16 protein-coding genes and 1 tRNA gene are annotated in these 22,511 nt (G+C 65.9%); 7 read left to right on the top strand and 10 right to left on the bottom strand.

All coding sequences use genetic code 11. The features are described from left to right. Nucleotides 1-196: 196 nt before the first annotated feature. On the bottom strand, nt 197-661 hold the full coding sequence (locus tag BSG17_RS27060; protein ID WP_170864806.1) for a hypothetical protein: 465 nt from the start codon (nt 659-661) through the stop codon (nt 197-199). Nucleotides 662-764: 103 nt separating this feature from the next. On the opposite strand from BSG17_RS27060, the gene BSG17_RS13580 reads away from it, so the two are divergent. After that, complete coding sequence (locus BSG17_RS13580; RefSeq protein ID WP_089824973.1) at nt 765-3,785, top strand: FAD-binding and (Fe-S)-binding domain-containing protein; 3,021 nt, start codon at nt 765-767, stop codon at nt 3,783-3,785. Here BSG17_RS13580 and BSG17_RS13575 read toward each other — a convergent pair. Then, nucleotides 3,782-5,338, bottom strand: a complete 1,557-nt coding sequence (locus tag BSG17_RS13575) for a Na+/H+ antiporter NhaC family protein (RefSeq protein ID WP_089824971.1) — start codon at nt 5,336-5,338, stop codon at nt 3,782-3,784. The genes BSG17_RS13580 and BSG17_RS13575 overlap by 4 nt on opposite strands. 136 nt (nt 5,339-5,474) lie before the next feature. On the opposite strand from BSG17_RS13575, the gene BSG17_RS13570 reads away from it, so the two are divergent. The 3 genes from BSG17_RS13570 (at nt 5,475) to BSG17_RS13560 (ending at nt 7,399) form a co-directional block, all read left to right on the top strand. Continuing rightward, nucleotides 5,475-6,662 carry a pyridoxal-phosphate-dependent aminotransferase family protein gene (locus BSG17_RS13570; RefSeq protein WP_089824969.1) on the top strand — a complete coding sequence of 396 codons (1,188 nt, stop codon included), beginning with the start codon at nt 5,475-5,477 and terminating at the stop codon, nt 6,660-6,662. A gap of 50 nt (nt 6,663-6,712) precedes the next feature. Continuing rightward, the gene (locus tag BSG17_RS13565; protein ID WP_089824967.1) at nt 6,713-7,081 is read left to right on the top strand and encodes a hypothetical protein; all 369 of its coding nucleotides are present in this window, start codon (nt 6,713-6,715) and stop codon (nt 7,079-7,081) included. Between the two features lie 138 nt (nt 7,082-7,219). Further along, nucleotides 7,220-7,399, top strand: coding sequence for an FmdB family zinc ribbon protein (locus tag BSG17_RS13560; protein ID WP_089824965.1), 180 nt, complete (start codon nt 7,220-7,222; stop codon nt 7,397-7,399). A gap of 232 nt (nt 7,400-7,631) precedes the next feature. On the opposite strand, the gene BSG17_RS13555 is transcribed toward BSG17_RS13560, so the two are convergent. Continuing rightward, a tRNA-Lys gene (locus tag BSG17_RS13555) sits at nt 7,632-7,705 on the bottom strand. Nucleotides 7,706-7,841: 136 nt separating this feature from the next. Between BSG17_RS13555 and BSG17_RS13550 the strand changes: the two genes are divergently transcribed. Then, the gene (locus tag BSG17_RS13550; RefSeq protein WP_089824963.1) at nt 7,842-9,308 is read left to right on the top strand and encodes a DHH family phosphoesterase; all 1,467 of its coding nucleotides are present in this window, start codon (nt 7,842-7,844) and stop codon (nt 9,306-9,308) included. A 117-nt stretch (nt 9,309-9,425) separates the two neighbouring features. On the opposite strand, the gene BSG17_RS13545 is transcribed toward BSG17_RS13550, so the two are convergent. From BSG17_RS13545 to BSG17_RS13525, 5 genes are all read right to left on the bottom strand, one after another. After that, nucleotides 9,426-9,716 (bottom strand): PRC-barrel domain-containing protein, encoded by a 291-nt coding sequence (locus BSG17_RS13545; protein WP_089824961.1) that lies wholly within the window; start codon nt 9,714-9,716, stop codon nt 9,426-9,428. A 192-nt stretch (nt 9,717-9,908) separates the two neighbouring features. Further along, entirely contained in the window at nt 9,909-12,140 is a 2,232-nt protein-coding gene (locus tag BSG17_RS13540) for an LUD domain-containing protein (protein ID WP_089824959.1), read from the bottom strand. Continuing rightward, nucleotides 12,133-12,687 carry an LUD domain-containing protein gene (locus BSG17_RS13535; RefSeq protein ID WP_089824957.1) on the bottom strand — a complete coding sequence of 185 codons (555 nt, stop codon included), beginning with the start codon at nt 12,685-12,687 and terminating at the stop codon, nt 12,133-12,135. Before BSG17_RS13535 ends, BSG17_RS13540 begins: the two co-directional genes overlap by 8 nt. Nucleotides 12,688-12,777: 90 nt before the next feature. Further along, entirely contained in the window at nt 12,778-14,541 is a 1,764-nt protein-coding gene (locus BSG17_RS13530; RefSeq protein WP_244531538.1) for an Nramp family divalent metal transporter, read from the bottom strand. A 111-nt stretch (nt 14,542-14,652) separates the two neighbouring features. Then, entirely contained in the window at nt 14,653-15,222 is a 570-nt protein-coding gene (locus BSG17_RS13525) for a helix-turn-helix transcriptional regulator (RefSeq protein ID WP_089824953.1), read from the bottom strand. A 420-nt stretch (nt 15,223-15,642) separates the two neighbouring features. Here BSG17_RS13525 and BSG17_RS13520 point away from each other — a divergent pair, with 420 nt between their 5' ends. Beyond that, nucleotides 15,643-17,439 carry an L-lactate permease gene (locus BSG17_RS13520; RefSeq protein WP_089824951.1) on the top strand — a complete coding sequence of 599 codons (1,797 nt, stop codon included), beginning with the start codon at nt 15,643-15,645 and terminating at the stop codon, nt 17,437-17,439. A 101-nt stretch (nt 17,440-17,540) separates the two neighbouring features. Next, a complete protein-coding gene (locus BSG17_RS13515) occupies nt 17,541-20,675 on the top strand; it encodes an FAD-binding and (Fe-S)-binding domain-containing protein (protein WP_089824949.1) in 3,135 nt (1,044 codons plus the stop codon). Nucleotides 20,676-20,923: 248 nt separating this feature from the next. Here the strand turns inward: BSG17_RS13515 and BSG17_RS13510 are convergent, their stop codons facing one another. Together BSG17_RS13510 and BSG17_RS13505 are read right to left on the bottom strand one after the other, a co-directional pair. Further along, entirely contained in the window at nt 20,924-21,727 is an 804-nt protein-coding gene (locus tag BSG17_RS13510) for a helix-turn-helix transcriptional regulator (protein WP_089824947.1), read from the bottom strand. 303 nt (nt 21,728-22,030) lie between these two features. Beyond that, nucleotides 22,031-22,456: a GIY-YIG nuclease family protein gene (locus BSG17_RS13505; protein ID WP_089824945.1), complete on the bottom strand. Its 426-nt coding sequence runs from the start codon at nt 22,454-22,456 to the stop codon at nt 22,031-22,033. Nucleotides 22,457-22,511: the final 55 nt, after the last annotated feature.

Raw genomic sequence — 22,511 nt, 5'->3', positions numbered from 1 at the left:
CGAACAGCGACACGCCCGGGAACGACACTGCCTCGGGTTCGAGGTAGTCGATGAACTTCGGCAGCAGCGTGACGAGCGTGATGAAGCCGAACCCGCCGGCGAACCGCGTCAGATAGAGGGCGGAGAACTAGAGTTTCTTGTCGTCCACGGGGGAGTTGTGAGAAGCCGGCGAAAAGCGGTTACGGTTCGTCGGTTCTCACACTACTTCCGCGTCGCGCGCCGCGTTTCGCATCGCCCGTGCGAGGTCGTCCGGTCGCTGTGACCCGACCAACAGTTCTCGGTCGTCGGGCCGCTCGATTCGGACGCCTCGGGACCCGCTGACGTTGTACGCTAGTTTCTCCGGCCGCCAGCGGATCCCCCACCCGCCGTACTCGCCGAGCGGTCGGTACGTCACCGCCTCGAACGACCCCATCTCGGACCACGGAACCCGCCGGAACGATCGGTGGAACAGTACGAACCTGAGGTACAAACCGTCGTCCCGCACCTCGGTCTCCAGCCGAAGCGACCACACGAAGCCGCCGACCCCGACGGCGACGACGACGGCGACGGGACCGCCCGAGACGACGGAGACGACGGCGACGACGGCGAGCAGCGCCCAGAGCCACGGCTGTCGGAACCGCTGGACCTCGCGGAACGACACCTCGCGCGACACGTTCGACATACCCCTCCCGTCGTCGCGGACGGACGAATACGTTCCGTCGGACCACCTCTATGCGAGACAACCCCACCCAGACGTTTTTACATCATCGTTCGTAGGGGACTCCATGGCGGCTGACCAGCCACCGAGTGACGGACACGACTTCGCGGCGTTTCAGGCGACACGGGAGTACGACGTGTCGGACGCCCCCGCGTACGCCGCACTCGCCTCCGACCTCCGCGAGCACGTCGACGGCGACGTCCGATTCGACGAGTACAGCCAACTGCTCTACGCGACCGACGGCAGCATCTACAAGGCCCGTCCCGCCGGGGTCGTCGTCCCCCGTGACGTCGACGACGTCCGGGCGGCGGTCCGCGTCGCCGTCGACCACGACGTACCGATTCTCCCCCGCGGGACCGGGTCGTCGCTGGCGGGACAGGCGGTCGGGCCGGGATGCGTCGTGCTCGATCTCTCGAAGCATCTGAACGATATTCTCGCCATCGACGCCGAGGAGAAGGAGGCCCGCATCCAACCCGGCGTCGTGCAGGACGACCTCGACGCGGCGCTGGCACCACACGGACTCAAATTCGCGCCGGACCCCGCCTCCTCGAACCGGGCCACCGTCGGCGGTGGCATCGGCAACAACTCCACGGGCGCACACTCGGTGCGATACGGCATCACCGACGCCTACACCGAGGAGCTCGACGTCGTGCTCGCCGACGGCTCGCTGATCCACACTCGGGAGGTCGTCCTCGACGGCGAGGAGTGGGACGAGATCGTCGCGAAGGACGACCGCGAGGCCGCCCTCTACCGGACGGTCCGCCGCCTCGTCGAGGAGAACGCCGACGAGATCGCAACGCGCTACCCGGAGCTGAAGCGTTGCGTCTCCGGCTACAACCTCCACAAGGTCGTCTACGAGCGCGAGGACGGCGAGCGCGTTATCAACCTCTCGAAACTGTTCGTCGGCGCGGAGGGAACGCTGGGCGTCGTCGTCGAGGCGACCGTCTCGCTCGTCTCGAAACCGGCGGACACCGCGCTCGTGCTCTACTGCTTCCACGACCTCGTCGATGCGATGGAGGCGGTCCCGCGCGCACTGGAGTTCGACGTGAGCGCGGTCGAACTGATGGACGACGAGGTGTTCCGATTGGCTCGTGGCTCCTCGGAGTTCGCCGAGTACGCCGCGCCGATCCCCGAGGAGGCCGCCGCCGCGCTGATGCTGGAGTTCGACTCGGAGCTTCACGACGAGTTCGAGGAGGCGGTCGCTCGGACGGACGCTCACTTCGTCGACGGGGGGAACGCGTTTCTCTCGATTCCGGCGTACACCGACGCGGACCAGACGAACCTCTGGAAGCTCCGGAAGGCGGCGATCCCCCTCCTGATGTCGATGGACGGCGACCCGAAACCGTACCCGTTCATCGAGGACGCGACGGTCCCTCCAGAGGAACTCGCCGAGTACGTCCGGAAGTTCGAGGAGGTGTTGGCAGACCACGATACCTCGGCGGCGTACTTCGCGCACGCCGGGTCGGGGACGCTCCACATCCGGCCGATCTTGAACCTCAAGGAGGAGCAGGACGTCCGGACGATGCAGCACATCGCCGACGCCGTCACCGACCTCGTGCTCGACCACCACGGGTCGTTCTCGGGCGAACACGGCGACGGCCTCGCGCGGACGCAGTTCAATCCGAAGATGTACGGCCCGCAGCTGTGGGAGGCGTTCAAAGAAGTCAAATCGACGTTCGACCCCGAGTGGCGGCTGAATCCGGGGAAGGTGGTGTTCAGAGACGAGAACCCCACGGACATGCGCGAGCATCTCCGCTACGGGCCGGCCTACCAGTCGGTCGAGCCGCAGACGACGCTCGACTTCGCGGACGACGGCGGGTTCGCCCATCTCGTCGAACTCTGTAACGGCTGTGGCACCTGTCGACAGACCGGCAGCGACACGATGTGTCCGACGTACCGTGCCTCGAAAGACGAGGCGGAGACGACACGCGGCCGGGCGAACCTGCTCCGGGCGGCCATCAGCGGCGACCTCCCGCGGGAGGAGCTCTACTCCGAGCGGTTCCAACAGGAGGTGCTCGACCTCTGTATCGGCTGTAAGGGCTGTCAGAACGACTGTCCGACCGGTGTCGACCTCGCGAAACTGAAAGCCGAGGTGAAACACCAGTACCACGAGCGGGAGGGGGCGTCGCTCCGCGAGCGCCTGTTCGCGAACGTCGACCGCGTCGCCGCGGCCGGAAGCGCGCTCGCCCCCGTCGCCAACGCCGCCGCGAAGCTCCCGGGATCGGGGCGACTGCTCGAACGACTCGGCGGGATCGCGGCGGACCGAGAGCCGCCGACGTTCGCCGCGGAGTCGTTCGAGACGTGGTTCTCCCGTCGCGGGAGCCACCTCGCCCCCGAGGAGGCCGACCACCGCGTCCTGTTGTTCCCCGACACCTACACAAACTACGTCTACCCCGACGCGGGGCGGGCGGCCGTGCGAGCACTCGAGGCCGCGGGCGTCCACGTCGCCGTCCCGTTCGACGCCGCCCCGAGCGGTCGGGCGTCGTACTCGGAGGGGTTCCTCAACCTCGCTCGCGAACGTGCGGAACACAACGTCGAGTTCTTCGCGCCGCTGGTCGACGACGGCTGGTCGCTCGTCTTCGTCGAACCGTCGGATGTCGCGATGTTCCAAGACGAGTACGCCGACCTGCTCTCGGGCGACGCCGTCGCTCGCGTCGGCGCGTCGAGCTACGGCGTGCTGGAGTTTCTCGACAGCTACCGACTCGACGAGTCACTGCCGACGCGGGACGTCGACGCGAGCGTCGCCTACCACGGTCACTGTAACCAGAAGGCGCTCAACAAGGACCACCACGCGGCGGCCGTCCTCGACCGCGTCGGCTACGCAGTCGACGCACTCGACTCGGGCTGTTGCGGGATGGCCGGCTCGTTCGGCTACGAGGCCGAACACTACGACCTCTCGCGGGCGATCGGCGAGATCCTGTTCGAACAGGTCGACGAGAGCGACGGCGACCTCGTCGCCGCATCGGGTGCGTCGTGTCGGACGCAACTCGGCGACCGAAGCGGGAAGAGCCGGCCGCCGCATCCCGTCGAGCTAGTCGAGAAAGCGTTGGTCGAAGTCGAAGACGGGTCGGTCGACTCCGCCCGTTAGGACTCGAAGAACGTCGCCTTCGGGACGGTGACGTGCTCCGAGAGCACGTAGGCACCGGTGACGAGTAGGGCGACCCCGCCGGCGAGCACCCCCCAGACGTTCACGCCCATCCCGGCGACGAAGAACAGCACCGTCGCGATAGAGCCCGCGAGCAGGGCGTAGGGGATCTGGGTGTTGACGTGGTCGACGTGGTCGCTGGCGGCGAACATACTCGACAGCACCGTCGTGTCGCTGATGGGCGAACAGTGGTCGCCGAACAGCGACCCGGTGAGGATGGCCGCAATGGTGATGTCGAACGGCGCGCCGAGCGACGCGGCCAGCGGCACCGCCACGGGAAACAGGATGCTCATCGTCCCCCACGACGTCCCGATGGAGAAACTGATGAGCATCGCCGAGAGGAAGATGATCGTCGGTAGGACGCCGGGCGTGATGAGTCCCTCCGCGACGCCGGCGACGTAGGCACCGACGCCGAGTGCCTGACTGACGGCGCCGATGCTCCACGCCAGCGAGAGGACGGCGATGGGGAACATCACCATCTTGAACCCCTCGAAGATGGAGTCGTCGACGTCGTCGAGGCCGATGCGGGCGTGGCCGACGAGGACGGCGAGGATGGTCGCACAGCCGGCGAACGCACCCCAGAGGATGGCCTTGCCGGTGGCGGCGTTGCTGAGCGCGTCGACGACGGAGCGGCCGTCGAGGATGCCGCCGCTGTAGAACAGGCCGAACGCCGTCACGGCGACGAGCGCGACGATGGGTGCGGCGAAGTACCACCAGCGCGGCTCGACGTGAGCGGGCGTCTCGATGTCGTCCTCCTGGGTCTCGATGAGCGGCGTCGCGTCGTCGCCGACGAGTTTCCCCTCGTCACGGGCGCGACGCTCGGCGCGTTGCATCGGGCCGAAGTCCCACCCGGTGAGGACGACGACGAAGACGAGCGCGAGCGCGAGCAGGCTGTAGAACCGGAACGGGATACTCTGGAGGAACACCACGAACGGGTCGGCCTGCGCGCCGACGGCGTCGAACTGCTGTCTGATGAGGCCGACCTCGAACCCCAGCCACGTCGAGACGACGGCGATGCTTGCCGTCGGGGCCGTCGTCGAGTCGAGAAGGTAGGCGAGTTTCTCGCGGCTGATGTCGAACTTGTCGGTGATCGGTCGCATCACCGACCCCGTGATCATCGTACTCGCGTAGGAGTCGACGAAGATGAGCATCCCCAGAAGCGAGGTCCCCAACTTCGCCTGTCGGCGCGTCTGGATGCGGTTGGCGATGCGCGTCGCCAGCGCGTTCATCCCGCCGGAGAGGAACACCATCCCCAGCATCGCGCCGATGAGGAAGGTGAAGAGGAGTATCGTACTGTTGAACGAGTCGGTCACGCTAGTGATGACGAACTGGAGCGCCCGAGCGGCCCCCGCGATCGGGTTCCATCCGACGAGGATGGTCGATCCGATCCAGATGCCGGCGAACAGCGACATGAGCACCTGTCGCGTCGCCAGCGTCAGAGCGATAGCCAAAAACGCCGGGAACAGACTGACCAGTCCGTACGTCTCTGCAGACATTGCGGTTCCCCGTTTTTCAAAGGGGTAGTTAACGGTTTTCGCCGCCTGTCAGCCGTTAGAACGCTTCGTCGGCGGGTTGGGGGCAACGATGGACCCCTCCCGTGGCTTTTTGAACCGTCACGAATGACCAGTCAGTATGTCAGACACTCCCGACGTCGACGAACTGACACCGCCGGAGCGGACGCTGATGGGACCCGGACCCAGCGACGTCCATCCACGAGTTCTCAAGGCGATGAGCACGCCGCTCGTCGGCCACCTCGATCCCTCGTTTATCGAGATCATGAACGAGGTGCAGGAGCTGCTGCGCTACACCTTCCGCACAGACAACCAGTGGACGATCCCCGTCTCCGGCACCGGGTCGGCGTCGATGGAGGCCGCCATCGGCAATCTGGTCGAACCGGACGACACCGTGCTCGTCCCGACGAACGGCTACTTCGGCGGGCGGATGCAGAGCATGGCCGAACGCGCCGGTGGCGAGGTAGTCCACGTCGACGCGCCGTGGGGCGAGCCGCTCGACCCGGCCGACGTCGCCGACGCGTTCGACGAGCATCAGCCGGACGTCTTCGGGTTCGTCCACGCCGAGACGAGTACGGGCGTGAAACAGCCCGACGTGCCGGAGCTCACCTCGATCGCCCACGAACACGACGCCTACGTCGTCGCCGACTCGGTCACCTCGCTCGGCGGGGTGGAACTCCGCGTCGACGACTGGGACGTCGACGTCGCCTACTCCGGGCCGCAGAAGTGTCTCTCCTGTCCGCCGGGGGCGTCGCCGCTGACGCTCAACGACCGCGCGATGGACAAGGTGCTGAACCGTGAGACGGAGTGTCGCTCCTGGTATCTCGACCTCTCGCTGCTGGAGGGCTATTGGGGCGAAGAGCGGGCGTACCACCACACCGCCCCGATCACGAACGTCTACGCGCTCCGCGAGGCGCTCCGTCTCGTCGCCGAGGAGGGTGTCGAGGAACGCTGGGACCGCCACCTGCAGGTCGCCGGCGCGCTCAAGGCCGGACTCGAGGGGATGGGACTGGAGATGAACGCCCCTGACGAGTACTGGCTGCCGAGTCTCAACGCCGTGCGCGTCCCCGACGGGGCTGACGACGGGGAGGTCATCTCCCACCTGCTCGAAGGGTACGACCTCGAGATCGCCGGCGGCCTCGGCGACCTCGCGGGCGACATCTTCCGCATCGGCTGTATGGGCTACTCCGCCCGGCCGAAGAACGTCACCTACCTCCTCTCGGCGCTCGGCGAGACGCTCGACGCCAACGGTGCCGACGTCTCTCCCGACGCCGGGATGGACGCGATGGCCGAGGAACTGTCAGACTGACAGAACAAGCCACCAACCATACATATTACCCGGACGTGAGTTCAGGTGTCATGAGCGACAGTCACGAGTCGACCGACGACGAGACGGCCACGACCGACGCACAGCAGCCGACGACGACCGTCGACCTCGAGGAACTGCAGCAGGAGCTGCAGACGAACCAGGAAGTCGACAAAGAGGAGATCAAGGCGGCGGTCCGCGAGGTGCTCGCGGAGTCGACGCTCAAGTTCAGCGGCGTCGAGGAGGAAGAAGAGGAAGCGGAGACCGAAGACAGCAGTTCCGGCCCCGGTCTGGGGACGGTCGTGATGCTGCTTCTCGTCCTCGTCCTCGCCATCCTCGCGCAGTCGAAGGGCGTCGGCCCGTTCGCCTCCTCGGACGGCGACGAAGACGACCCGAGCGTCGACGTCGACTTCGAGGAGTAAGCGGACCAAGCGGTGGTGCCACTCGATTCCACTTTTTAGTGGCTTCGACCGCGAGTGGAGACGCTCCGTCGCTCTCGACCGGGTGGTATCGAGCAGTCCAGCGAAGCCTTATCCCGTACGTCGCTCTCTAGAGGACGAATGGGCTTCTTCAGACGAGTCGGCAGGCAGGTCGAACAGTTCAAACAGACCGCGGAGGGCGCTGCCGAGGAGGATGCGGACTATCGGTGTCAGACGTGCGACGCCCGGTTTCAGAGCCACCACGATCAGTGTCCGGAGTGCGGAGCAGAGAACGTCGTCTCGGTGACAAGCGAGAACTAAACGCTCGACGTTCCGCTTGGCTTTCCCCACACGAACTGCGAGTCGCGAGCGCATACGGCGCTCGCTGTCGAGTTAATTTCCGCGAGAAGCGGGCCGGAGCGCGATTTGAACCACGGTCACTCCACTCGCTAACGCTCGTTTCGTTCCCTGCTTCAAATCCTGCATACCCGTTTCTCGGTTCACAGCAGTGGCGAGTACACGAGGTGCTCGCCGTGTGGTTCACCGAAGAAAGCGGGCCGGGCGCGATTTGAACACGCGACCGTCTGATTAAGAGTCAGACGCTCTGCCTAACTGAGCTACCGGCCCTCTCTGCACTCACACGTTACGAGGGTACGTTAAAAGGCGTTTCCCTTTTCGACCGGCGACGGTATCTCCTCACACACCCGTTGACGGCCGTAAACGGTGGGTGTTAAGTGTCGTCCGTGGATAGCAGGCCCTACTGATGAGTACTGGGGTCAGCATCTCCTCGATGTCGACGTACGCTATCTTGGGGTGTGGGAGCGTCGGCCACATCGTCGCCGAGGAACTGGCAGAGGAGGGGAAGGACGTCCTCATCCTCGACAAGGACGACAGCCGCGTCGAGGCGCTCCGGGACCAAGATCTGAACGCCCAACAGCAGGACATCAGCGAGGCCGAGGTCGCCGACGCCGTCACCGACCGGGACGTGATCCTCATCCTCGCCTCTGACGTCGACGCCAACAAGGACGCCGTCTCGGCCATCCGCGACCACGGCGGCGACCAGTTCATCGTCGTCCGCGCCTCCGACCCCGTCTCCGAGGACGAACTGAAAGAGCTCGGTGCCGACATCGTCATCAACCCCTCCACCGTCATCGCCGACTCCGCGCTCCGCACGCTCGAGTCGGGTGAACTGGAGTACAAGGCCCGCCAGCTCGCGGACATCCTCGGCGAGACCGACGAGTCGCTGGCCATCCTCACCCACGACAACCCCGACCCCGACTCCATCGCATCTGCAGTCGCTCTCCAGATGATCGCCCGCGAGTACGACCTCGAGGCGGACATCCTCTACCGCGGCGACATCGGCCACCAGGAGAACCGCGCGTTCGTCAACCTGCTCGGCATCGAACTCACCTCCCGCGAGGAGGCCCGCCCGCTCTCGGAGTACGGCGCGGTCGCGCTCGTCGACCACATGAAGTCCGGCGACTTCGAGGGCGACGTCGACGTCGACATCTTCATCGACCATTTCGAACCCGACGAGGGAATCGACGCGGCGTTCATGGACGTCCGCCCCAACGTCTCTTCGACCTCGACCATCCTCACGAAGTACATCCAGGAGTTCGACCTCAGCCCGTCGGAGGCCGTCGCGACCGCGCTGCTCTACGGCATCCGCGCGGAGACGCTCGACTTCAAGCGCGATACGACGCCGGCCGACCTCACCGCCGCGGCGTATCTCTACCCCTTCGCCAACCACGACACGCTCGAACAGGTCGAGTCGCCGTCGATGTCCCCAGAGACGCTCGACGTGCTCGCCGAGGCCATCCAGAACCGCGAGGTACAGGGGAGCCACCTCGTCTCGAACGCGGGGTTCATCCGCGACCGCGACGCGCTGACACAGGCCGCCTCGCACCTCCTGAACCTAGAAGGGATCACGACCACTGCCGTCTTCGGCATCGCCGACGACAAGATCTACCTCGCCGCTCGCTCGAAGGACATCCGGATGAACATCGGGAAGGTGCTGCAGGACGCCTTCCAGGATATCGGCGACGCTGGCGGCCACTCCACGCAGGGGAGCGTCGAGATCCCGCTCGGCATCTTCACCGGCATCGAGACGAGCGAGAACAACCGCGATACACTGCTCTCGCTGACCGAGGAGGCCGTCCGCCGAAAACTGTTCCAGGCGATGGGCGTCGAAGGCGCGAGCAGTACGAGCGAGAGCGCTAACGGCAACTGATCCGACTGCACTCGATCCGACTAGCAGCGTGGGTCGCCGAACGCTCGAAACGGACCGTCTTCTGTCGCCGACGTCGTGTGTTCGCGAGAAGAGAGACCGTCGGTTCCGACCCGAGCGTCAGGCGACCGCTTCCTGCTCCTCTTCGGACGTCTTCAGCCGCTCGATGACGTCGTTGACGAGGATGATGTCACCGACCGCACGGACCCACCGGTACGGCAGCAGGACACCCATGCCGCGTTCGATCCGGCCGCTGAACAGTTCGTCGTTCAGCGCCCCGAGCGCGAGTCCCGTGACGACCTCCTGATCGAGGTCGAGACGAACGTCTTCGACTTCGCCGACGAACACGCCGTTGTTCGAGTAGACCTCCCGACCAACGAGCGTGGTGATCTCTTGTGGTGTCTCGTCCATACGCACCCTGTTGAAGTGACGGGCCTTAATTGTTCGTAGGAGGCGCTCCGCTCGGCCGAAACGCCCGATATCGAGACGTACGGGCGACAGACTGCCGTCAGACGACGGAGAGAATCTGTCAGACAGTTCGAGAAAAGAGAGTGTTCTGAGTGTGGTAAAAGACCGCTCGTCTTACACGTCGACCGCCGGACGTCACCGGGGTGCGACCAGTTCGACCGGATGCTGAGTCGGCCGCGAGAGCAACGCGTCGAGCTGCTCCAGACAGGAGGTACCGCTGGCGACGACGGTTCGCTCCCGGGCGTCGTCGGTCGAGAACTGCTCGCGCAGCGGTTCGCCGACGTCCATGCTCAACTCGTAGTACTCGGTCTTGTAGCCGAACGAGCCGGCCATCCCACAGCACTCGGTCTCCGAGGTGACCACGTCGTAGCCGAGGTCGTCGAGCACGGAGACCGTGTGTGCCTCCAGCCCGAGCGTCCGCTGTTGGCAGTGGCTGTGGTAGGCGACGCGGTCGGTCTCCACCGGCCCGTCGCTCGCGTTCCGGAGTGCGGACGCGTCGGCACCGTTGTGGAGCAGTCCGTAGAGATACTCCATCACTTCGTAGCTGTCGTCGGCGAGCCGCTCCTGGGACTTCTGGGGGAGGAACTTCTCGTACTCGCGTTCGAACATCGCGAGATCGGAGGGCTCGACGACGACGACGTCGCGGTCGGCGTCGATATGTTCGGCCAGCGCACCGTACACCTCGTGGGCGTGCCGTTCGGCGGTCGCAATCATCCCCTGCGACAGCGGTGCGCGCCCGCTGGAGGTGACGTCGGGAATCCGCACGGAGACGTCGAGCGCTTCCAGCGTACGCACGGCCGCCTTCCCTCGCTCGACCTGGACGTGGTTCGTGTAGAGATCGGGGTAGAGCACCGCCTCTCTGGTCGCGTCGGTCGCGTCGACTCGCGACCCGCCGCGCGCCTCGAACCAGTCGACCAGCGTCTGTCGCTGGAACGCCGGCAACTCGCGGCGGCGGTCGATGCCCAGTACGCGCTCCATCGCGGCGCGGGCGGCGTCCGTCTCCGCCAGCCAGTTCGACAGCGGTGCGGTCGCACTCCCTACCTTCGCCACGGTAGAGAAGTTGCCGAAGAAACGCTTGCCGAGGTCCATCCCGCCGGGTTCCTCGTCGGGCGTCAGTCCATCGACCAGCCAGTCGAACTCGCCGCTCTCACCGCGGTTGATCCGATCGCGGACGACCGTGTTTATCCACGGGATGTCGATCTCGACCGGACAGGCGTTGACACACCGGGAACAGCCGGTACAGAGGTCGTTGAACTCGGCGGCCGTGTCGAGCCCTTCGATTCCGGCCTCCCAGCCGGTCGCGATGCCGCCGGAGTAGGTCTCGCCGCCGAAGGCGTGGCCGCCCACGCTCTGGAAGTTGCCACAGACGTTCGAACACGCCGAACACCGGATACAGTAGAGCGTCTCCCGCAACTGGTCGTCTTCGCGCATCGCCAACCGACCGTTGTCGATGAGCACGAGATGGAACTCTCTCTCGGCTTTCCCACCTTCGGCCATCGGCGTCTCCTCGTCGTCGAAGTCGACTGGCGGCGACTCCACCGGCGGGGTCAGAAGCGAGATGTACGAGGTGATGTCCTGTCCCGTCCCCGACCGGCCGATGAGTTCGACGAACGGCTGGAGGTCTTCGACGGACGGGACGACCTTCTCGACCCCTGCCACGGCGACGTGGGTGTCGGGAACGACGGCCGACTTCCGGGCGTTCCCCTCGCTCGTGACGAGGGCGATAGTGCCCGTGTCGGCGGTGACGAAGTTCGCACCCGTCATCCCGACGTCCGCGCCTTCAATGCGGTCGCCGAGCTGTTCGCGAGCGAACGCCGTCAACTCCTCGGCCGTCTCCAGCGGTTCGTCTATCTCGTCGGCGAACATCTCGTTGAACAGGTCGGCGATCTCCGCACGGGATTTGTGGATCGCGGGTGCGACGATGTGCGAAGGGGCCTCCTCGGCGACCTGCAACACCCACTCGCCGAGGTCAGTCTCGACGACGTCGACGCCGGTGGCCTCCAACTCCTCGTTGACTTCGATCTCCTCGGAGGTCATCGACTTGCTCTTGACCACCCGCTCGGCTCCGTTGTCCTCGCACACTTCCCGGACGTAGCGGTTCGCGTCGGCCGCGTCGTCGGCGAGATAGACGGTGCCGCCGTTCGCCTCGACGGTCTCACGGACCTGCTCGAGCAGCTCCGGGAGGCGCTCGATGGCGTCCTCCTTTATCGCGCGCGCCTCGTCTTTGAGCGCCTCGTAGTCGTCGAGTTCGGCGACCGAAGCGTACCGGCCGGCGTTGAACCCGCGGGTGTTCTCCGCGACGGCGTCGCCCTCGGTCTGCATGAGTCGACGGATCTCCGCCGCCTTCTGGTCGCGGGACTTACTCATCGCTCCCTCCGCCTTCGACGTTCGCCTCGTCTTCGTCCCCGTCGGTCACGACAACGACGTGGACCTCCTTCGGGCCGTGTGCACCTCTGACCAACTCACCCATGTCGGCGGTCGCGCTCGGTCCGGTCGCGAGAATCGCGCTCTTGCCGTCGTCGCCGTCCGCTCGCAGGCGCGGGCCCAACCACTCGAACGCTGCCGCCATGTCGTCGACGATGTCCGACTCGTGGAGGACGGCGACGTGGAGGTCCGGAAAGAGACTGACCTGCTCTGCGCTTTCGGGACTCGACTCGAGGACGAGACTGCCGTAGTCGGCGATTGCGAGGCTCGCCTTCGTGACGCCCGTCGTCGCCTCGCGGAGGTCTGCCGGGGTCGGGTCTAGCCGGACCGACGCCGGCAGTGCGAGATCGTCACCGAGGCCGACGCCGACCGCGGGCGGTCGGACCAGCCCGCTCAGTGTCGATTCGACCGTCTCTGCGGACGTCCGTGTCCAGCCGACGTCCAGCCGTTCGAGGGACCTCTCGAACACCGCAACCGTGCCAGTTGCCATACGTCACCTTGTGGCAACAGGGGGTTTGTGTCTTTGCCTTCTGACATCGTTCGTCTCCCGTCCGGGGTCTCCGAACCCACGGACGGGACCTCACGAGAACAGTCGGTCGCGACCGTCCGCGGCGTCGACCGTGCCCGCGGCCTGCCGCTTGCCCTGTATCGACCGCACGACTGCGTACGTCTGGACGAGGACGAAGACGGCCCAGAGCACGTAGCCACCGGGACCGCTGCCGACGACTCCCGCGGCGGCCCGAAATGTCTCGCCGCTGGTCCAGGTCGTCAGCGTCTGTCCGACGAGCAGGACGCTGAAGTAGCCGTAGAACCCCGACGCCCACCACATGGCGACGACGCGGAGCCACCCCGGTTGGACGTGCTCAGGGAGTCGCGTCGTGTTGATGACGAGCGTGAGTGCCGTGTACGGCCACATCATCACGCCCGAGAGTGCCGCGCCGACGACGAGGAAGAAGAATGGCCCTTGGCCCTCGAACGGCGTGGTGAAAAGCAGGATGATGAGTATGCCCCACGCGGTGAAGACGGTCAACAGCCGCCAGAAGATCCGCGAGAGGTCCCACCCGGCGTCGCGACCGAACGCCTCGTACATCGCGTCGGCGCTGTTGCGAACGAACGACTCTACGATGGCGTACTCCGTCGTGAACAGCGCGACGAAGAGGACGAGAAAGACGAGCAACGCGCCGACGCCACTGAGTGCGGGTGCGATCTCCGTGAGCCACATGCTGATAGCGCCGGTGGTCGTGCCGGGCGTGTACCGACTCGACACGCTCATCAGAATCGTGGCGACCACGAGCAGTCCGACGACGAACGTGAAGAAATGCTCCAACTGAATCGCTCGCCACCACCCCCGCCAGCGACGAACGTTCAGCCGGGTCGGTCGGAACGTGAACCCGTCTCGCTCGATCGGCTCGGGGTCGTCGCCGATCAGCGGGTTCTTCACTCGCCCCTGGTAGTTCCCCATTCCGTACCCCTTCTCGCGGACCCACAGACTCTGTGAGAGGTTCAGATAGCCGCCGGCACCGGCGAACGCTAACCCTCCGAGGAAGACCGCGATGTCCATCCCCTCGGGAAGCCGGCCGACGTTCAGGATCGCCTCGGGGAGGTTCGTCAACTCGCCGAGCGATCCCGAGTAGAGAAACAGGACGACTGCCGTTCCCGTCGCGACGAACAACAGCCCCACCTGAAACGCCTCGACGGCGTTGTACATCACCGACGAGATCTGATACGAGAGCCAGATGACGAGCATCAACCCGACGGCGAGCAGTTTCCAACTCGGGAGCGTGAGACCGAACGCTCCGACGCTCACACCCTCCAGACCCAACGCTGCGCTCGCGACCTGTGCCGCCCCGGCGGCCCACCCCGGCCATCCGAGGCTGGCGAAGCCGAAGAGTAAGAACAGTATCGGCCACCCGCGGTGCAGCCGGGCGAACGATCGGAAGACGCTCTCTCCGGTCGCGACGGTCCACCGCTGGAGTTCGGTGTTGATGAAGAACTGCGTGAACACACCGACGACGAACGCCCAGTAGACCGCCCAGCCGTGTTGTGCCACGAGAATCGGCCAGAACAGCGTCTCGCCGCTCCCCAGGGAAGCACCGAGCATGATGGCGCTCGGTCCGATGATATGTCGCACGCGCGGCACGCGCGGTAGGTCGGTGAGTCGGAACGCACCGCCGTCGCCCCGCGTCGGATAGTCGTCGGACTCGGGTGCGTGTTCCAGTTTGTCGTACGGGAGCGGGAGATACCACGTGCCGCGGTACTGTCGGGCCTCCGCCTCGGACGCGTACACCCGCTCTTCGGCGTCGTCGGTCTCTCCGTCTTGTTGCTCGGCGCTATCGAGCACCATCGCTCCGTGTCTCTCCGGTGCCTCCGAGGGCGTCGTCTGGCTGTCGCTGTCCACTCATCGATACTGGTTGACGCGGGGGGCCATCGCATGATAAATCCCCCTGATTGGCTGTCAGTCCCCGCCGAGGAAGTGCCAGAGGTGACCGCGCTCTTCTGGTGGGTCGACGCCAGGGAGCCCCTTGAGCGCGGGCTGGATGGCGTTCCACCACCCTTCGGCGGACTCGTACCCGGCGGTGTGGTCGTGGTAGACGTCCCGGAGGAAGTCCGCCTTCGTCGCCTCCGGATGCTCCGTCAGGTAATCGTAGGCGGCCGACAGTGCCTCACGACGCGCTTCGAGCGTCGGCCCGCTCCCCGGCAACTCGGCGGTGCGAATCGCCGTGGAGACGTCGTCGGGTCTGTCGGTGCTTTCGGAGACGTCCGCGGGTCGCTCGATGGGGACCCACCAGACACGGCTGCGTGCACCGACCTTCCGCGTGTCGAGCGTTCCCCGTTCGACCAGCTCGTTGAGCTTGTTGTGGGCGGTCCGTCGTGAACAGTCGAGCGCGTCCATCACGTCGCTGGCCGTGAGCGGACGTGCCCGGTCATCGCGCGCTTCGAACACCTCGACGACCGCATCCGGGGGAATCCGGTCGGCGTACTGCCCGCGTTCGTTCCGCTCCCGGTCGCGCGTCGCCTCGTCCATACCTGGAGTCACTGACCGAGCCGTGATAAGCCTATACACACGTGTACACCACCGTTACACACGTGTGTAGGTATCCGTTACAGCCTCAGTGGTCCTCTACACTCGTGTTGTCCGGGAGTGTCACGGTCTCCGTCACCGCCTCTCGTAGCACCTGATAGAAACGACGGAGAGCGTCTCGAACTGCCGATTTGCCCAGTACACACGTGTTTTGTGGAGTCGTACACTCGACTGTACCCGTCGCCGGAATCCATCACGAACTGCAACGAACGATGCCTATTTATCATCGGCATTGGTGAGCTGGTTTCATGCCACACCGCTTCAGGTATGGAACAGGAACGGACCGCTCGGCCACCAGAGGTAGTACGAGTGGGTCGAACGTAACCGGACGACCATCGAACTGCGAGCTCCCGGAGGTGAGCGATGGTTAACGCCGTCGACGCTGCCGTCGCACTTCTCCCGCTCGCGACCATCGCGGTGCTGATGGTGGGGCTCTACTGGCCTGCGACGCGAGCGATGCCAGTCGCGTGGGTGGTCGCCATCGGTGCGGGCGTCCTCGGCTGGGGGATGAACCTCCAGTGGATCGCTGCCTCGACGATAAACGGGTTCATCACCGCGGCGAACATCCTCTACATCGTCTTCGGCGCGATTCTGCTCCTGTACACCCTTAAACAGACGGGGGCGTTCGACGCCATCAACGCCGGCTTCGCCTCGGTCAGCGAGGACCGTCGCGTGCAGGTCGTCCTCCTGGTGTTCCTCATGGGGTCGTTCATCGAGGCGGCGGCCGGCTTCGGGACGCCCGCGGCCATCGTCGGCCCGCTGCTCGTGGGACTCGGTTTCCCGCCGCTGGCGGCCGTCGTGGTCGCACTCACGGGAAACCTGATGGCCATCACCTTCGGCGCGGTCGGGACGCCGCTCATCATCGGGATGATCGACATCTTCGAGAGCGTCGAGTCGATCAGCTCCGAGGTGGTCGGTCAGGGTAACTTCGCCTCCATCGCCGCGTGGGTGAGCGAGATCGCGGTGTTCGCCGCGAGCATGCACGTCGTCGTCGGCGTCGTCCTCCCCTTCATCGGCGTCGCCATGATGACGCGGTTCTTCGGCGAGGAACGCTCTATCAAGCCGGCGCTCGAAGTGCTGCCGCTCACGCTGTTCGCGTGGGCGTCGTTCTCGGTGCCGTACTTCCTCACCGCCTACTTCCTCGGGCCGGAGTTCCCCGGCTTGCTCGGGTCGATGGTCGGGCTGGCCGTGACGGTCGGTGCGCTGAAGGCGGGCTACTTCCACCCCGACGAGGAGTGGGACTTCGCGCCGGAGTCGACCTGGCCCGACCACTGGGTCGGCGACATCAAACCCGGCGAGTCGACGGCCGACGACGTCGCGGTCGCCGCCGACGGTGGCACGGTCCAGTCCAGTGGGCCGACCTCCGCGGGCACGATGTCCCTCTGGAAGGCGTGGACGCCGTACGCGCTCGTCGCACTGCTGCTCGTCGTCACCCGGGTCGTCGACCCGGTGAACGCGTTCGTCACGATGGACCTGTTCACCATCGCGTGGAGCGAACTCCCGTTCGGCGGGGTCGAGATACTCGGCGTTCCGCTCGCGATCGACGGTATCCTCGGGACGGGTCTCACCAACGACTTCGCCGTCCTCTACCTTCCCGGTGCGGTGTTCATCGCGGTCCACCTCGTGACGATTCCGCTCCACGGGATGGATGGACGGGAGATCAAGGCGTCGTGGGTCGAGACCGTCGAGAAGGTCGCACCCGCCGTCGTCGCGCTACTGTTCGCCGTCGCGACGGTGCAGATCATGCTGCAGTCGGGTGCCGCGACGGAGACCGACAGCATGCTCATCGTCCTCTCGGAGGGGATGGCCGGTGTCGCGGGCGGCGTCTACCCGTTCTTCGCGGCCTACGTGGGCGCGTTCGGCGCGTTCCTCGCCGGGTCGAACACGGTGTCCGACATCCTGTTCGGGACGTTCCAGTACGGCGTCGCCGAGCAGATCGGCACACCGCGGACGATCATGCTCGGCGCGCAGGCGGTCGGTGGTGCCATCGGGAACCTCATCGCCGTCCACAACGTCGTCGCTGCACTCGCCGTCGTCGGGCTCGTCGGCGAGGAGGGCCGCGTCATCCGACTGGAACTCATCCCGCTCGTCTACTACGGGACGGCCACGGGCATCCTGACGCTGCTGTTCAGCTACGTGCTGTTCCCGGGGACGTTCTAGCGGACGTGCCCGACCGACTTCGAGACGAACCGTCCACGAACACGCTCCCGGGTTGCGATATTACCCGGTTTTTATACACGGACACACAAAGGAAACACAACATGGCATCCCACTCACCCGACCACGCCCCAGAGGACCCCGCGACGAGGGGGGCGGACTACGACTACACGAGCGACGACGTCGCCCGTCCCGGACTCGTCGACGATCTCGAATCGCTCGTCGACGGCGACGTCCGCTTCGACTCCTACTCGCGACAGCTGTACGCCACCGACGCGAGTGCCTACGAACAGACGCCCATCGGCGTCGTCATGCCGACGTCGACGGCGGACGTCGCCGCCGTAATGGAGTACTGCGCCCGACGAGAGATACCCGTCCTGCCCCGCGGCGGCGGCACGAGTCTCGCGGGACAGACCGTCAACGAGGCGGTCGTCCTCGACTTCATGGACGGGCTGGACGACGTCGTCGACGTCGATCCCGAGGGGCGGACGGTCAGCGCTCAACCGGGTATCCGCCTCGGCGACCTCAACGGCGTGCTCGAACCGCACGGGCTGAAGTTCGCCCCCGACCCCGCGTGGGGCGACAAATCCGCCCTCGGCGGGGCGATCGGCAACAACTCCACCGGTGCCCACTCGCTGAAGTACGGCAAGACGGACTACTACCTCGAGGAGGCGGAGGTCGTCCTCGCCGACGGTACCGTCACCCGACTCGGAGAGACCAGCGTCGACGAACTGCGCGCCGAGGCCGACCCCGACGCCGACGACCTGCTCCCCCGCATCTACGCCGAGGTCGTCCGCATCCTCGACGAGGAGGCCGAGGAGATCGACGCTCGCTACCCCGACCTGAAGCGGAACGTCTCGGGGTACAACCTCGACATGCTGCTCGACGAGTTCCGCGGCGAGCGTCGGACGCCCGACGACGAGGGGATCGACCCCGACAGCCAACCGGGGACGGTCAACCTCGCCCGTCTGCTCGCGGGCAGCGAGGGGACGCTCGGCATCGTCACCGAGGCGACGGTGTCGCTCGACCCGATCCCGAACACGGCCGCCGTCGCGCTTCTCACCTACGACGACGTGCTCGACGCGATGGAGGACGTCGAACCGATCCTCGAACACGACCCCGCCGCCGTCGAGGTGATGGACGACGTCCTCCTGGATCTGGCCCGACAGACCGCAGAGTTCAGCGACGTCGTCGGCATGCTTCCCGAGGCGACGGATTCGGTCCTGCTCGTGGAGTTCTACGCCGAGGACGGCGACCACGGCCGCCAGCAGGTGGCGGATCTCGTCGCCGACCGTGTTCCCGGTGAGATAACCGAACTCGACCCGAGCGACGACCGCGTTCGGACCGAGCAAGAGCAGTTCGCCGTGGCGGCGATGGAGGCGCACGACGCCGACACGCGGGCGAAGTTCTGGAAGATGCGGAAGTCCGGACTCCCGATCCTGCTCTCGCGGACGACCGACGAGAAACACATCGCCTACATCGAGGACACCGCCATCCCGGCGGCGAACCTGCCGGCGTACGTCGCCGACTTCCAGGACATCCTCGACGACCACGACACGTTCGCCTCCTACTACGCTCACGCCGGCCCGGGCGTGCTCCACATCCGTCCGCTCGTCAACACGAAGACGGTCGAGGGCGTCGAGACGTTCGAGGCGATCGCCGACGAGGTGACGGACCTCGTCGTGAAGTACGGCGGGTCGGTCTCGGGCGAACACGGCGACGGCCGCGCGCGAACGCAGTGGAACCGGAAACTGTACGGAGACGACCTCTGGCAGACCTTCCGCGACCTGAAGACGGCGTTCGACCCCGACTGGCTGCTCAACCCGGGGAACATCTGTGGGCTGAGCGACGACGAGCTCGCAGCCGACGCTACCGGCGATAACGGTCCGAAACCTGCCCACGACATGACCGAGAACCTCCGGTTCTCGCCGGAGTACGACTTCGACGCCGAGTTCGACCCGACGCTGAACTGGGAGAACGACAACGGGTTCCAGGGGATGGTCGAACTCTGTCACGGCTGCGGCGGCTGTCGCGGTCCACAGGAGACGACCGGTGGAGTGATGTGTCCGACCTACCGCGCCGCTGAGGAGGAGATCCAGGCGACGCGAGGCCGGGCGAACCTGCTCCGGCAGGCGATGAGCGGCGACCTCTCCGAGGACGAGCAGTTCTCCGACGAGTTCGTCACAGAGGTGCTCGACCTCTGTATCGGCTGTAAAGGGTGTTCGAAGGACTGTCCCAGCGAGGTCGACATGGCGAAGCTGAAAGCCGAGGTGACCCACGAACACCACGAGCGACACGGCATCAGCCTCCGCGACTACGTGTTCGCCAACGTCGACACGCTCTCGAAGGTCGGGTCGACGTTTGCCCCGCTCTCGAACTGGGCGACGAAGGTGCCCGGCGTCCGGACGCTACTGGAGTCGACGCTCGGCATCGCGAAGGGCCGCGACCTCCCGACGTTCCACCGCGAAAGCCTCGAAGAGTGGTTCGAGGAACGCGGCGGTCCCCGGGTGAGTCGCTCGGAGGCGACGCGTTCCGTCCTCCTATTCCCCGACACCTACACCAACTACAACCACCCCGACGCGGGGAAGGCAGCCGTCCGGGCGCTCGAGGCGGCGGGCGTCCACGTCCGCATCCCGGAGGGCGTCGCCGGTAGTGGTCGTCCGGCACACTCGAAAGGGATGCTCGACAAGGCCCGCGAGGAGGCACGACAGAACGTCGAAGTGCTCGCACCGCAGATCCGCGAGGGGTGGGACGTCGTCGTCGTCGAACCCTCCGACGCCGTGATGTTCCAACTCGACTATCTCGATCTCCTCTCGGGGGCCGGCGTCGCCGAAGTCGCCGCCAACAGCTACGGTGTCATGGAGTACGTCGACACGTTCCGCCTCGACGAAGCGCTCACCTTCCGCGACACCGACGAGGCGCTCACCTACCACGGTCACTGCCACCAGAAGTCGACGAAGAAGGACCACCACGCCGTCGGCGTCCTCAGGCGGGCCGGCTACGCCGTCGACCCGCTGGACTCGACCTGTTGTGGGATGGCGGGGTCGTTCGGCTACGAGGCCGAACATCTCTCGATGAGCGAAGCGATCGCGCGAATCCTCTACGACCAGGTCGACGACAGCGACGGCGACGAGGTCGTCGCACCCGGCGCGTCCTGTCGGTCACAACTCGCCGAGAAGACGGGGCAGTCGAGCGATCCGCCGCACCCCGTCGAGAAGTTCGAGGCCGCGATCCGTTGAGGCGGTCCGAGGGTTTAGATCTCATCACGCGGCCACCGCGTTCCGTGACCTGACCGTCGTCACGGGCGACCCGCCGCAGTACGACGCACCGCCCGTGAACGCTCGCCCCCACGACTCTCTCTCCGCGTGGTCTGTCCGCCACTCTCCACTCGATACAGTAGCTCATGCAACTGGTCACTCACCCGACCGCACGCCGTCGTGTGGTCGGGTGAGTGATTACTTGAACTCGTTTAGTTACCGGAACGTCACTATTGGAACCTACCGTCCGCCGTCGGACTGGGGAACGGGGTCCCCGACTTCCAGTAGTCGTCCACCAGGTCTCGCGCCCACTCGACCGCTTTCGGCGAGTCGTTGCCGACGAACCCCTGAACGCCGCTGTCGGCGTAGACGAGAAACCCCATCTCCGGTCCGGCGTCCGTCTCCGCAGCGACGAGACTGTACGGAATCGACCGCTCACACCGGCGTATCTCCAGCTGTCCCGTGTCGAGCGACTCGGTGAGCTCTGTCCTGTAGCTGCTCACCAGTCGGTCGATGACGTCGTTCGTGAAGACGAGGCGCGCACTGAGGTCGTCGTCGACGAACTTCCGGTGGTAGATCTCGACCTGCTGGGGGAGGACGGCCGGAGCGATGGCGTCGACGTGCGTCGCTCGGTCGACGAGGTCGCTCAACCGTTCCACTGGAGTCAGCGGCGAATGTCGCTCGGCGACGACGACGGTGGCGTCTTCGAGAACACAGGGGTCACAGGGAGCGTCCGCTGGGAGCAACGAGAGCACGTCGACGCTGTCACCGAGGCCCTCGATCCGCCTCGCGAACTGGTCGTACTCGGTCAGCGCGAGGCGACCGGGGAGCGTCCGACGGTAGCCGCCGTTGTCGGTCCGCTCGACGAACCCGATCGCCTCGAGCTCGCGAACCGCTCTGTCGACGGTCGACCGTGAGACCGACAGCTCGTCGACGAGGTCACGTTTCGGAACTCCCTCCGTGTCGACTGCCCGCAACACTGGACCGCGACGTGCGACGACAGCCATCACCTCTGTCGGGTCCGGCTGTGCCATCGGATAGTTTTGTCGTCACTGCGACTATAAGGGTTCGGATGCGGGAACTACGTATAAATCAACGAAAGGTTTTAGTGATATGAATCAGGCTATGACAGATTCCTCCGAGCCATGAAGTAAAGGTGGGTCGCTGGGTAGGAGGGTATGCCGGGGTGCCTCTGACAAACACCGGCAACGAAGGCGGCTCCGTCGGTTCTGCCCGGACCGACGTGGCCGCATCTGGGGGTGGATCGCCGCTCTCTTTCCCGGCTGGCCGGCTCTTGCCCGGACTGGTCAGCCATCGGGGGACCATCCTCGTTTCTCTCAGCGACTCGCTCTGTGCGTCTGTCGTACCGCGTCTTCGAGCGCCGCGACCGACCGACAGAACGACAGATGGCTCTCGCAGTCGCAGTCCGACGCCCCGAACTCCTCGAGCGGTCCGTCTCCGAGTCTCTGGGCGACGGCACATTCGACGTCGACGCCTCGGGTCACGACGACCGCGACTACCGACGTCGACGGGTGGCCCAGCAGATAGTCGACGTGCCAGTGACGTACGTCGTGGTCGCCGGTCGCAACCCGGCGATGTCTGTCGACACGGGACAGCCCTCCGGGACCGAACGCGCTCCCAGTGTAGGCGTAGCCGCCGGCAGGGAATCGACAGTCGCCCAGTGCACCGACGTCGATCGTCGCCGTCTCCGGGAGGTCGACCACGAGCGTGTACGTTCCGATCTCGGCCGCCTCATCGACCATACTGTCGGGTGAGGGATCACACGCCGAAAAATCCGGCGTTGCACTCTCTCGACCC

It is taken from the genome of Halogranum amylolyticum, from assembly GCF_900110465.1.
Classification (GTDB): Archaea; Halobacteriota; Halobacteria; order Halobacteriales; family Haloferacaceae; genus Halogranum; species Halogranum amylolyticum.
This window is presented reverse-complemented; position numbering and strand designations above follow the sequence as displayed.

Excerpts from the sequence above, each read along its gene's own strand:
- BSG17_RS27060 (WP_170864806.1), bottom strand. The coding sequence starts at position 661 with ATGTCGAACGTGTCGCGCGAGGTGTCGTTCCGCGAGGTCCAGCGGTTC.
- BSG17_RS13580 (WP_089824973.1), top strand. The coding sequence starts at position 765 with ATGGCGGCTGACCAGCCACCGAGTGACGGACACGACTTCGCGGCGTTT.
- BSG17_RS13575 (WP_089824971.1), bottom strand. The coding sequence starts at position 5,338 with ATGTCTGCAGAGACGTACGGACTGGTCAGTCTGTTCCCGGCGTTTTTG.
- BSG17_RS13570 (WP_089824969.1), top strand. The coding sequence starts at position 5,475 with ATGTCAGACACTCCCGACGTCGACGAACTGACACCGCCGGAGCGGACG.
- BSG17_RS13565 (WP_089824967.1), top strand. The coding sequence starts at position 6,713 with ATGAGCGACAGTCACGAGTCGACCGACGACGAGACGGCCACGACCGAC.
- BSG17_RS13560 (WP_089824965.1), top strand. The coding sequence starts at position 7,220 with ATGGGCTTCTTCAGACGAGTCGGCAGGCAGGTCGAACAGTTCAAACAG.
- BSG17_RS13550 (WP_089824963.1), top strand. The coding sequence starts at position 7,842 with ATGAGTACTGGGGTCAGCATCTCCTCGATGTCGACGTACGCTATCTTG.
- BSG17_RS13545 (WP_089824961.1), bottom strand. The coding sequence starts at position 9,716 with ATGGACGAGACACCACAAGAGATCACCACGCTCGTTGGTCGGGAGGTC.
- BSG17_RS13540 (WP_089824959.1), bottom strand. The coding sequence starts at position 12,140 with ATGAGTAAGTCCCGCGACCAGAAGGCGGCGGAGATCCGTCGACTCATG.
- BSG17_RS13535 (WP_089824957.1), bottom strand. The coding sequence starts at position 12,687 with ATGGCAACTGGCACGGTTGCGGTGTTCGAGAGGTCCCTCGAACGGCTG.
- BSG17_RS13530 (WP_244531538.1), bottom strand. The coding sequence starts at position 14,541 with ATGGTGCTCGATAGCGCCGAGCAACAAGACGGAGAGACCGACGACGCC.
- BSG17_RS13525 (WP_089824953.1), bottom strand. The coding sequence starts at position 15,222 with ATGGACGAGGCGACGCGCGACCGGGAGCGGAACGAACGCGGGCAGTAC.
- BSG17_RS13520 (WP_089824951.1), top strand. The coding sequence starts at position 15,643 with ATGGTTAACGCCGTCGACGCTGCCGTCGCACTTCTCCCGCTCGCGACC.
- BSG17_RS13515 (WP_089824949.1), top strand. The coding sequence starts at position 17,541 with ATGGCATCCCACTCACCCGACCACGCCCCAGAGGACCCCGCGACGAGG.
- BSG17_RS13510 (WP_089824947.1), bottom strand. The coding sequence starts at position 21,727 with ATGGCACAGCCGGACCCGACAGAGGTGATGGCTGTCGTCGCACGTCGC.
- BSG17_RS13505 (WP_089824945.1), bottom strand. The coding sequence starts at position 22,456 with ATGGTCGATGAGGCGGCCGAGATCGGAACGTACACGCTCGTGGTCGAC.